This is a genomic window from Roseicella sp. DB1501, from assembly GCF_013112485.1.
Lineage (GTDB): Bacteria > Pseudomonadota > Alphaproteobacteria > Acetobacterales > Acetobacteraceae > Paracraurococcus.
Window position 1 is genome coordinate 188,505 of sequence record NZ_JABFHG010000012.1, and the last position, 10,770, is coordinate 199,274.

The 10,770-nt window shown below is 72.0% G+C and carries 7 protein-coding genes, 1 tRNA gene and 1 riboswitch; of the genes, 6 read left to right on the forward strand and 2 right to left on the reverse strand.

The window, feature by feature from the left end; genetic code table 11:
• Positions 1 to 213: 213 nt before the first annotated feature.
• A complete protein-coding gene (locus HJG45_RS21875; protein ID WP_171615040.1) occupies positions 214 to 1,455 on the forward strand; it encodes an ABC transporter substrate-binding protein in 1,242 nt (413 codons plus the stop codon).
• A 42-nt stretch (positions 1,456 to 1,497) separates the two neighbouring features.
• On the opposite strand, the gene HJG45_RS21880 is transcribed toward HJG45_RS21875, so the two are convergent.
• Positions 1,498 to 1,572: transfer RNA gene (locus tag HJG45_RS21880), tRNA-Val, on the reverse strand.
• 104 nt (positions 1,573 to 1,676) lie between these two features.
• Between HJG45_RS21880 and HJG45_RS21885 the strand changes: the two genes are divergently transcribed.
• Positions 1,677 to 2,495: a DUF3108 domain-containing protein gene (locus HJG45_RS21885; RefSeq protein ID WP_171615042.1), complete on the forward strand. Its 819-nt coding sequence runs from the start codon at positions 1,677 to 1,679 to the stop codon at positions 2,493 to 2,495.
• On the opposite strand, the gene gph is transcribed toward HJG45_RS21885, so the two are convergent.
• Complete coding sequence (gene gph / locus HJG45_RS21890) at positions 2,463 to 3,113, reverse strand: phosphoglycolate phosphatase (protein ID WP_171615044.1); 651 nt, start codon at positions 3,111 to 3,113, stop codon at positions 2,463 to 2,465. The genes HJG45_RS21885 and gph overlap by 33 nt on opposite strands.
• A 249-nt stretch (positions 3,114 to 3,362) precedes the next feature.
• Between gph and glmU the strand changes: the two genes are divergently transcribed.
• The 4 genes from glmU (at position 3,363) to metF (ending at position 10,612) form a co-directional block, all read left to right on the forward strand.
• Positions 3,363 to 4,691, forward strand: a complete 1,329-nt coding sequence (gene glmU / locus HJG45_RS21895) for a bifunctional UDP-N-acetylglucosamine diphosphorylase/glucosamine-1-phosphate N-acetyltransferase GlmU (RefSeq protein ID WP_171615046.1) — start codon at positions 3,363 to 3,365, stop codon at positions 4,689 to 4,691.
• A gap of 39 nt (positions 4,692 to 4,730) precedes the next feature.
• The gene (gene glmS, locus HJG45_RS21900) at positions 4,731 to 6,554 is read left to right on the forward strand and encodes a glutamine--fructose-6-phosphate transaminase (isomerizing) (RefSeq protein ID WP_171615048.1); all 1,824 of its coding nucleotides are present in this window, start codon (positions 4,731 to 4,733) and stop codon (positions 6,552 to 6,554) included.
• A 402-nt stretch (positions 6,555 to 6,956) separates the two neighbouring features.
• A riboswitch (cobalamin riboswitch) is annotated at positions 6,957 to 7,172 on the forward strand.
• Positions 7,173 to 7,276: 104 nt separating this feature from the next.
• Positions 7,277 to 9,598 (forward strand): 5-methyltetrahydropteroyltriglutamate--homocysteine S-methyltransferase, encoded by a 2,322-nt coding sequence (metE, locus tag HJG45_RS21905; protein ID WP_171615050.1) that lies wholly within the window; start codon positions 7,277 to 7,279, stop codon positions 9,596 to 9,598.
• A gap of 81 nt (positions 9,599 to 9,679) precedes the next feature.
• Positions 9,680 to 10,612: a methylenetetrahydrofolate reductase [NAD(P)H] gene (gene metF, locus HJG45_RS21910; RefSeq protein WP_171615052.1), complete on the forward strand. Its 933-nt coding sequence runs from the start codon at positions 9,680 to 9,682 to the stop codon at positions 10,610 to 10,612.
• Positions 10,613 to 10,770: the final 158 nt, after the last annotated feature.

Genomic DNA, 10,770 nt, shown 5'->3' on the forward strand with positions numbered 1-10,770 from the left:
CAGGCCATTGTTTCCAGAGCAGGGTCACGCGTCCGGGCGTTCACGCCCTCCCGCGATCTGCTCCAGACCATGATCCGTTCACACAGGTCACGGATCATGGTCCAGGCCGTTGTTTGATCGCGTGAGTCACGCCTTTCGGTGATTCCACCTCAAGCGATCACGCTCTAGGCTCCCGCCCATGAGGGTCTCGATGCCCTCGACGGGAGGGACCCAATGCTTCATCGCCGCACCGTGCTCGGCGCCAGCCTGCTCGCCACCGCAGGCGCCAGCCGCCTCGTCCATGCCCAGAGCCGCCGGCCGGAGGAGACCATCCGCATCGGCATGCTGCAGGACATGTCGGGCCCCTATCGCGACATCTCCGGGCCGACAAGCGTGGTCTGCGCCCGCCAGGCGATCCGCGAGTTCACCGCCGCCCATCCCGATGTCGGCGTCGAGTTGCTGGTCGCCGACCACCAGAACAAGTCCGATGTCGGCCTCTCCATCGCCCGGCAGTGGTTCGACCGCGATGGCGTCGACATGGTGCTCGGCGTCAGCAATTCGGCGCTCGCCATCGCCCTGAAGACGGTGGTGGAGACGAAGGACAAGGCGCATGTCAACACCAGCGCCGCGACCTCGGCCCTCACCTCGGAATACTGCAGCCCCAACGCCATCCACTGGAGCTACGACACCTGGTGCCTCTCCCACGCCACCGGAGAGCCGCTGGTGAAGCAGGGCTGGGACAGCTGGTTCTTCATCACGCCCAATTATGCCTTCGGCCAGATGCTGCAGGGCGACACCACGCATTCGGTGGAGGGCGCGGGCGGCAAGGTGCTCGGCGGCGTCGCCTATCCCTTCCCGGAGACGACGGACTATTCCGCCTTCCTGCTGCAGGCGCAGGCGAGCCGCGCCAAGGTCGTCGCCTTCCTCGGCGCCGGCACGGATTTCGTCAACGCGGTGAAGCAGGCGCAGGAATTCGGCCTGATGAAGCCGGGCCGGCGCTTCGTGGGCCTGACCGGCTACATCAACAGCGTCATGGCGCTCGGCCTGCAGACGGCGCAGGGGCTGACCCAGACCGAGACCTTCTACTGGGACCTCAACCCGCGCACCCGCGCCTTCATGGACCGCGTGCGTGGCCAGTTGCCGGCCGACACCTTCCCCTGCCACAACCATGCCGGCGATTACGCGGGGCTGCTGCACTACCTGAAGGCCGTGGCCTCCATCGGCGTGGCGAAGGCCAAGGCCTCGGGCCGCGACACGGTGGCGGCGATGAAGGCCCTGCCGACGGATGACGATTGCTTCGGCCAGGGCAGCATCCGCAAGGACGGGCGCAAGCTGCACCCGACCTATCTCTTCGAGGTGAAGAAGCCGAAGGACAGCCGCGGGCCGGGCGATGTCTACACGGTGCTGGCGGAGACCTCGGCGGAGAAGTCCTTCCGCCCGATCGCCGACGGCGCCTGCGCCATGGCGAAAGGCTGAGCGCCGGCCATGCCGGGTTTCGCACGGGGTCGGGGAAGGGGATGGTGGGCGCGACAGGGATTGAACCTGTGACCCTTCGCGTGTGAAGCGAATGCTCTCCCGCTGAGCTACGCGCCCGGGAGGCCGGGGAATAGGCGGCGGGCGGCGGCGAGTCAAGCCGGCCCGCCCATGACGGGGCGGCGGCCGTTGCTGCGCCGCCGCGGCCGCCCATATCCTGGCGCATGGCGCGATCCCGGCTGCTCCCCCCGGCCTTCCTGGCCGGCCTGCTGGCCCTGTCCCCGCAGCCGGCGGCGGCCGAGACGCTGCTGACCCGCTACGTCGTCCGCGCCGCCGGGCTGCATGTGATGGATGTGGAGGCGCAGTTCGAGCTCGACGGGCCGCGCTACCGCGTCCGCGCCCATATCCGCACCACCGGCCTGGCCGGCGTCTTCGCGCATGGCGACCATGTGACGAGCGTCGAGGGCGAGTGGCGCGGCGGCGAGCCGGCCCCGCTCCGCTACCGGGCCGAGGGGGTCTGGCGCGGCGGACAGCGCGCGGTGGTGCTGGACTGGCCGAGCCCGGGGCAGCCGGTGCTGCGCCGGCTCGAGCCGCCGAATGAGGGGGAGCGCGAGCCGGTGCCGGAGGCGCTCATGCGGAACACCACGGATGCGCTCTCGGCCCTGGCCAGGCTCAGCCGCACCGTCGCCCGCACCGGCCGCTGCGACGGCACGGCGGCGGTCTATGACGGGCGGCGGCGCGTCGACTACACGGCGGCGAGCGCCGGGCGGCAAACCCTGCCGGCCGAGGGCGGCTTCGCCGGCGAGGCGCTGCGCTGCACCGTCGAGAGCCGGCTCCTCGCCGGCCGCCGCATCGACCAGGACGCGGAGGAGGCCCGCCGGCCGCAGATCGCCAGCGTCTGGCTCGCCCCGCCGCTGCCGGGCCGAGACCCGATCCCTGTGCGGGTCGAGCTGCCGAATCGCTGGTTCGGCACCACCCGGGCGGTGCTGGTGCGGGTGGAGCGGCTGCCCTCAGGGCAGGAGGTCGCCCAGCAGCGGCGCTAGCTGCGCCGGGCTGCGGGCGATGCCGGCCGCGCCCTCGGCCATGGCGAGCGTCCCGTAACCCCAGCCGGCGAAGAGGCAGGGCAGGCCGGCGCCGCGCGCTGCCAGCACGTCGTTGCGGTGGTCGCCGATCATCACCGCCTGCGCCGGATCGCCGCCCGCCGCCGCCAGCGTCCCGAGCAGATGGCCCGGATCGGGCTTGCGCACCGGGAAGCTGTCGCCGCCGCCGACCGCGGCGAAACGCCCTTCGAGGCCGAGCGCCGCGAGCAGCGCCGCCGTCGCCGCGGCCGGCTTGTTGGTGCAGACCGCCATGCGCCAGCCGAGGGTGGCGAGGCGGTCGAGCGCCGCGGCGATGCCGGGGAAGAGCACCGTCGCCTCCGCCGCCCGCGCCGTGTAGTCGGCGGTGAAGGCGGCCAGCAGCGCCTCGGAGAAGGGCAGGTCGCGCGCCGCCGCGGCGCGCTCGATCAGCACGCGCACGCCGTCGCCGATCATCCCGGTCACCTCGGCGCGGGTGAAGGGCGGGCGGCCCTCCGCCGTCACCAAGCGGTCGAGGGCGGCATGGATGTCGGGCGCGCTGTCGACCAGCGTGCCGTCGAGGTCGAAGACGGCGATCCGGGGCATGGCCCCGCCTAGAGCAGATCGCGTCCGGGGGGAACCACCCGCGCGCCCGGAGCTCGCGCGCCCGGAGCGGGCAGGGGGTCAAGAGCTGGCCGGGAGGTGATGCCCGCGGCGCGGGAAGCGGTGGCATCACTGCCTGCCGGGCCGCGGCCCATCCGGCCGCGGCTGGTCACACCCGGCAAAGCTTCTTGATCCAACCTCCCTTGCCCCCTCCCTTGCTCCGGCCAGTCCCGGCCGATACCCGGAGATGCCATGCCCGCCGCCGCCATCATCCTCGCTGCCGGTCTCGGCACCCGCATGCGGAGCGCCCTGCCCAAGGCCATGCACCCGGTGGCGGGGCGACCGATGATCAACCACCTCGTCGCCGCCTGCGAGCAGGTCTTCGAGCGCATCGTCGTCGTCGTCGGGCCTGAGATGCCCGCGCTGGAGCGGGCCGTCGCGCCGCACGCCACCGTGGTGCAGACCGAGCGGCTGGGCACCGGCCATGCCGCCCGCCAGGCGGCGCCGCTGCTGCGCGGCTTCCCGGGCGATGTCGCCGTGCTCTACGCCGACAACCCGCTGATCGGCGTGCCGACCATCGAGGGGCTGGTGCAGCGGCGGGCCGGGCCGGGCGGCGTCGGCCTCGCCCTCCTCGCCATGCGGCCGGCCGATCCCGGACGCTACGGGCGGGTGGTGCAGGATGCGGCGGGCGACGTCGCCCGCATCGTCGAATGGGCGGATGCGAGCGAGGCCGAGCGCGGCATCGGCCTCTGCAATGCCGGCGTGGTCTGCGCCCCGGCCGCCGACCTGTTCCGCTGGCTCGATGCCGTCGGCAACGACAATGCCAAGGGCGAGTACTACCTGACCGACATCGTCGGCCTCGCCGTCGCCGATGGCCGCCGCGTGGTGGCCGAGGAGGCGGCGGAGGCGGAGCTGGCCGGCGCCAACAGCCGCGCCGAGCTCGCCGGGCTCGAGGCCGGGATGCAGGCGCGGCTGCGCGCGGCGGCGATGGCCGGCGGCGCCACACTCACCGCGCCGGAGACGGTCTTCCTCGCCTGGGACACGCGGCTCGGCCAGGACGTCACCATCGGGCCGAACGTGGTCTTCGGCCCCGGCGTCACGGTGGAGGACGGGGTCGAGATCCGCGCCTTCAGCCATCTCGAGGGCTGCGTGGTGCGCAGCGGCGCCATCATCGGCCCCTTCGCCCGGCTGCGCCCCGGCACCGAGGTGGGGCGGGAGGCGCATGTCGGCAATTTCGTCGAGCTCAAGGCCGCCAGCCTGGCCGAGGGGGCGAAGGCCAACCACCTCTCCTATCTCGGTGACGTGACGGTCGGGGCGCATTCTAACATCGGCGCCGGAACGATTACGTGCAACTATGACGGCATGAACAAGCACCGCACCACCATCGGTACGGGCGCCTTCATCGGCAGCGACACCGCCCTGGTGGCGCCTGTCCGGGTGGGCGACCGCGCCCTGGTCGCGGCCGGCAGCGTCATCACCGAGGACGTGCCGGACGACGCCCTCGCCATCGCGCGCGGGCGCCAGGCGACCAAGGCGGGACGGGGCTTCAGGGGCAGGCAGGCCGGCGGACGCAAGGCCTGACCGCCCGGGATCGGCAGCGAGCGAAGAGGATCAGGGGCGATGTGCGGCATCGTGGGGGTCGTGGGGAAGGCCGAGGCGGCGCCCTTGCTGCTGGAGGCGCTGCGGCGGCTGGAATATCGCGGCTATGACAGCGCCGGCATCGCCACGCTGGTGAACGGCCATATCGAGCGGCGCCGGGCGGAAGGGAAGCTCGGCAACCTCGCCGCGGTGCTGGAGCGCGAGCCGCTGACCGGCACCACCGGCATCGGCCATACCCGCTGGGCGACGCATGGCGCGCCGACCGAGCGCAACGCGCACCCGCATTCCACCCGCCGCGTCAGCGTGGTCCATAACGGCATCATCGAGAACCATGCCGAGCTGCGCGCCGAGCTGGAGGCCAAGGGCGCGGTCTTCGAGACCGAGACCGATACCGAGACCTTCGTGCGGCTGGTCGACGACTACCTCGCCCATGGCAGCCCGCCGCGCGAGGCCTTCGCCGCGGCGCTGAAGCGGGTGCACGGCGCCTTCGCCCTCGCCGCCATCTTCTCCGGCCATCCGAAGCTGCTGCTCTGCGCCCGCCAGGGCGCGCCGCTCGCCATCGGCTTCGGCGAGGGCGAGATGTTCGTCGGCTCCGACGCGCTGGCCCTCGCCCCGCTCACCCGCCGCATCGCCTATCTCGAGGAGGGCGACTGGGCGATGGTGGATGGCGAGGGGGCGCAGTTCTTCGATGCCGCGCACCAGCCGGTCGAGCGCCAGGTGGTGGTCACCGCCGTCTCCGGCGCCGCGGTGGGCAAGGGCAACTACCGCCACTTCATGGAGAAGGAGCTGCACGAGCATCCGGCGGTGCTCGGCGACACGCTGCGGCAGTATCTCGACCCGAAGACGCTCGAGGTGCGGCTGCCGCGCCTGCCCTTCGACCCGGCGCGGGTGCCGCGGCTGACCATCTCTGCCTGCGGCAGCGCCTTCCTCGCCGGCGCGGTCGGCCGCTACTGGATCGAGGAGCTGGCGCGGCTGCCGGTCGATGCCGATGTCGCCAGCGAGTTCCGCTACCGCGACCCGCCCCTGGCCGAGGGCGGCGCCGCCATCCTGGTCTCGCAGTCCGGCGAGACGGCGGACACCATGGCGGCGCTGCGGCTGCTGAAGGCGGGCGGGCAGAAGGTGCTCTCAGTGGTCAACGTGCCGGAGAGCTCCATGGCGCGGGAGAGCGACGGCGCGGTGCTGACCGTCGCCGGGCCGGAGATCGGCGTCGCCTCGACCAAGGCCTTCACCGCCCAGCTCGCGGTCATGGCCTGCCTCGCCATCGGCTTCGGCCGGGCGCGGCGGGAGCTCTCGACCCTCGACGAGGGGCGGCTCACCCAGGCGCTGCTGGAGGTGCCGAGCCAGGCAGCGCAGATCCTGGAACAGGATGCGCAGATCCGCGACCTCGCGGCGGAGGTGGCGAAGGCCCGGGATGTGCTCTTCCTCGGCCGCGGCAGCCTCTACCCGATCGCGCTCGAGGGCGCGCTGAAGCTGAAGGAGATCAGCTACATCCATGCCGAGGGCTATGCCGCGGGGGAGATGAAGCACGGGCCGATCGCGCTGATCGACAGCGCCGTGCCGGTGATCGCCCTCTGCCCCACCGGGCCGCTCTTCGAGAAGACCGCCTCCAACCTGCAGGAGGCGGCGGCGCGCGGCGGGCGGATCATGGCCTTCACCGATGCCGATGGCGTGGCGCCGCTCTCGCGCTTCGCCGAGCATGTGATCGAGCTGCCGAAGGTTGGCGCCTTCTCGACGCCGATCCTCTACGCCATCCCGGTGCAGCTTCTCGCCTACCACGTGGCGGTGCTGAAGGGCACGGATGTGGACCAGCCGCGCAATCTGGCGAAGAGCGTCACGGTGGAGTAAGGCGCCGTCCTCGCCGGCACGCCTGTCCGGCGGTGGAGCGAGCGGCGCGGCGGTGTTGGGCTGCCGCGCGAGGCGGCTCATGGCATCAGGCGCGTCCAGGCCCGCGGCGTCGCCGGGAGCCGCGGTTGGCGCCGCGCTGGCTCGCCCGGCCCGACCGACGCGCTGGCCGCCTCGTCCTCGCGCATGGCGGGGCTCCGGATCAATCCCTGCGAACGAGACGACGGCCCCTTGAGGGGTTGGAATGCGTCGCGTCCGGCACCAGCCAGCGACACGCAACATCGCCCCCTGACTCCGTCCGTCCCCCGGCAGCAAGCGCGACGGCGCCAAGGCCGGCCAATTCTGCACAGCCTCCTTTCTCATAAACATATCTTTATGAGAGTTGACGGGTAGCTCGCGATCTGACAGCGTGGTGGCTGTTGAGGTTCCCCCGGGCATGACCCGTGTCGCGGGGGCTAAGAGGGAATTCGGTGCAGGCGGGATCCCGCCGATGCCGAAGCTGCCCCCGCAACTGTGAGCGGCGAGCCGAGATCCAGAGGCCACTGGTGCCCAGGCACCGGGAAGGCGGATCGGGGCAGCGACCCGCGAGCCAGGAGACCTGCCTCGACACATAACGTCCTCCGGCGGGGTGTCCGGTCAGGTCGCGACTGGCCCGCGACAGGTGGAAACCGCCCGGCGCGGGCACGCGCCCGGCTGACTTCGCCACAAGCAGATCAGGTGAGGTCATGGCAGTCTCCGTCGCCACGCTCGGTTTTCCCCGCATCGGCCCGCGCCGCGAGCTGAAGACCGCGCTCGAACGCTACTGGTCCGGCGCCTCGGGTCGCGCCGAGCTACTCGCCACCGCCGCCGCGCTGCGCGCCAAGGCCTGGGCGCGGCAGAAGGCGCTTGGCGCCGACATCATCCCGAGCAACGACTTCTCCCTCTACGACCAGGTGCTGGACACCAGCGCCATGCTCGGCGCCATCCCGCCCCTCTATGGCTGGAAGGGCGGCCCGGTGGATCTCGACACCTATTTCGCCATGGCGCGCGGTGCCCAAGGCGACGCGCATGCGGAATGCGGCGCGGGCTGCACCCACAAGGCCGTCGATGTCCCGGCTTCCGAGATGACCAAGTGGTTTGACACGAACTACCATTACCTCGTGCCGGAATTCGCGCCCGGCCAGGCCTTCGCCCTCTCCTCCACCAAGCCCATCGAGGAGTATCTGGAGGCCAAGGCGCAGGGCATCGAGACGCGCCCGGTCCTCATCGGCCCCGTCACCTACCTGAAGCTCGGCAAGGGCCGAGGCGAGGGGCTGCGCCGGCAGGCGCTGCTGCGCGCCCTGCTGCCGGTCTATGCCGAGGCGCTCGGCCGGCTCGCCGCCGCCGGCGCAAGTTGGGTGCAGATGGACGAGCCCTGCCTCGTCCTCGACCTCGATGCCGAGGAGCAGGCGCTGCTCACCAAGGCCTATGCGCATCTGGCCGCGGCGGTCCCGGGGCTGAAGCTGATGCTGACCACCTATTTCGGCGGGCTCGGCGGCAATCTCGACACCGCCCTGGCGCTGCCCGTCGCCGGCCTGCACCTCGACCTCGTCCGCGCCCCGGAGCAGCTCGAGGCGGTGCTGGCCAGGGCGCCGAAGGACCTCCTCCTCTCCCTCGGGGTGATCGACGGCCGCAATGTCTGGCGCGCCGATCTCGACGCCATCCTCGATCGGATCGAGCCGGTGGCGCAGGGCGACCGCGACCTCGTCCTCGCACCCTCCTGCTCCCTGCTGCACGGGCCGATCGACCTGGCGCAGGAGACCGCCATCGATCCCGAGATCCGGTCCTGGCTGGCCTTCGGGGTGCAGAAGATCGAGGAGCTTGCCATTCTGGCCCGGGCGCTGAACGAGGGCCGCGCCGCCGTCGCCGAGGCGCTCGCCGCCTCCGCCGCCGCCGCGCGGTCGCGCCGCACCTCGCCCCGCATCCATGACGCGGCGGTGGCCGGGCGGCTGGCGGGGGTGACGGAGGGGATGGCGCGCCGCGGCTCCGCCTTCGCCGAGCGCCGCCGGCTGCAGGCCGAGGCGCTCGGCCTGCCGGCCTTCCCGACCACCACCATCGGCTCCTTCCCGCAGACCGAGGCGGTGCGGAAGGCGCGCGCCGCCCATGGCAAGGGGGCGCTGACCGACGCTCAGTACGAGGAATTCCTGCGCGAGGAGACGGCGCGCACCGTGCGCTGGCAGGAGGAGATCGGCCTGGATGTGCTGGTGCATGGCGAGTTCGAGCGCAACGACATGGTGCAGTATTTCGGCGAGCGGCTCGCCGGCTTCGTCTTCACCAAACATGGCTGGGTGCAGTCCTACGGCTCGCGCTGCGTGCGGCCGCCGATCCTGTTCGGCGACGTCTCGCGGCCGAAGCCGATGACCGTCGACTGGTGGCGCTATGCGCAGGGCCTGACCGACCGGCCCATGAAGGGCATGCTCACCGGGCCGGTGACCATCCTGAACTGGTCCTTCGTGCGCGACGATATCCCCCGCTCCCTCGCCTGCCGCCAGCTCGCCCTGGCGATCCGCGACGAGGTGCTGGATCTGGAGAAGGCGGGGGCGCGCATCATCCAGATCGACGAGGCGGCGCTGCGCGAGGGCCTGCCGCTGCGCCGCGGCGAATGGGACGCCTATCTGCGCTGGGCGGTGGAGTGCTTCCGCCTCACCGCCTCCGGCGTCGCCGACCGCACGCAGATCCACACCCATATGTGCTATTCCGAGTTCAACGACATCATCCAGGCCATCGGCGCCATGGATGCGGACGTGATCTCGATCGAGACGGCGCGTTCGAAGATGGAGCTGCTCGGCGCCTTCGCAGAGTACCGCTACCCGGCGGAGATCGGCCCCGGCGTCTACGACATCCATTCCCCGCGCGTGCCGGGCGTGGAGGAGATGACGGCGCTGCTGAGGGCGGCGCGCCGCCGCCTGGCGCCGGAACAGCTCTGGGTGAATCCGGATTGCGGCCTCAAGACCCGCAAATGGCCGGAGACCGAGGCGGCCCTGGTCAACATGGTGGCGGCGGCCCGGGCGGCGCGCGCCGAGGCCTGAACCGGGGCGGGGAGGGCGCCGGCGCGACCCTCCCCATCCCCCATCACAGTGCAACCCGCATCGGGTCGAGAGGATGTCCGCATGAGCAATATGGAAGACCGGGGCTCCACGCTCGAGCGGTGGCTGACGCCGCCGCGGGTGGCCACGCTGCCCTGGCCCTCGGAACTGGCGGCGCCGAAGCTGTCCTTCGAGTTCTTCCCGCCGAAGAACGCGAAGCTGGAGGCCGATCTCTGGGCCTGCATCCGGCGGCTGGAGCCGCTGGCGCCGCGCTTCGTCTCGGTCACCTACGGCGCCGGCGGATCAACGCGGGCGCGGACGCATGAGACGGTGGCGCGGCTCGGGCGCGAGACCTCGCTCACCCCCGCCGCGCATCTCACCTGCGTCGGCGCGACGCGGGAGGAGGTGGACGAGGTGGCGCGGACCTATTGGCAGGCCGGCGTGCGGCACATCGTCGCGCTGCGCGGCGACCCGCCGGCCGGCGCCGCCACCTACGAGCCGCATCCGGGCGGCTATGCCCAGGCCGAGGACATGGTGCGCGGGCTGCGCCGCATCGCCCCCTTCGACATCAGCGTCGGCGCCTATCCGGAGGTGCATCCGGCGGCGCTCTCGCCGGACGCCGATCTCGACTTCCTCAAGCGGAAGATCGATGCCGGCGCCAACCGCGCCATCACCCAGTACTTCTTCGATGCCGATGTCTATCTGCGCTTCCTGGACCGCTGCCACGCGGCGGGCATCACCGTGCCGATCGTGCCGGGCATCATGCCGGTGACGAATTTCGCCAGCGTGAAGCGCTTCTCTGCCATGTGCGGCGCCTCGGTCCCCGACTGGCTGGCGCGGCTCTTCGACGGGCTGGAGGAGGATGAGGCCACGCGCCGGCTGGTGGCGGCGACCGTCGCGGCCGAGCAGGTGCGCATCCTGCAGGCCAACGGGGTGGACGAGTTCCACTTCTACACGCTGAACCGGCCGGACCTGACCTATGCCATCGCCCATATCCTCGGGGTGCGGCCGGCCTGAAGGGGGGCCGGCGCCCCCCTAGCAGCCTGTCGGGTTTGGGCCAGCTGGCAGCGGGATAGCTGAGTTGTGGATTAGGTGGCCAGCCGCGGGCGGTGAAGCCTTCGGCAGTTGTAGGCGAGCGCGATCAGGTTCCACTCGGCGGTGACCTTGGCGAGGCC

What these genes read in the sequence shown, in the direction of transcription:
- HJG45_RS21885 (WP_171615042.1), top strand. Translation starts at nt 1,677, where the DNA reads ATGGCGCGATCCCGGCTGCTCCCCCCGGCCTTCCTGGCCGGCCTGCTG.
- HJG45_RS21875 (WP_171615040.1), top strand. Translation starts at nt 214, where the DNA reads ATGCTTCATCGCCGCACCGTGCTCGGCGCCAGCCTGCTCGCCACCGCA.
- glmS (WP_171615048.1), top strand. Translation starts at nt 4,731, where the DNA reads ATGTGCGGCATCGTGGGGGTCGTGGGGAAGGCCGAGGCGGCGCCCTTG.
- metE (WP_171615050.1), top strand. Translation starts at nt 7,277, where the DNA reads ATGGCAGTCTCCGTCGCCACGCTCGGTTTTCCCCGCATCGGCCCGCGC.
- glmU (WP_171615046.1), top strand. Translation starts at nt 3,363, where the DNA reads ATGCCCGCCGCCGCCATCATCCTCGCTGCCGGTCTCGGCACCCGCATG.
- gph (WP_171615044.1), bottom strand. Translation starts at nt 3,113, where the DNA reads ATGCCCCGGATCGCCGTCTTCGACCTCGACGGCACGCTGGTCGACAGC.
- metF (WP_171615052.1), top strand. Translation starts at nt 9,680, where the DNA reads ATGAGCAATATGGAAGACCGGGGCTCCACGCTCGAGCGGTGGCTGACG.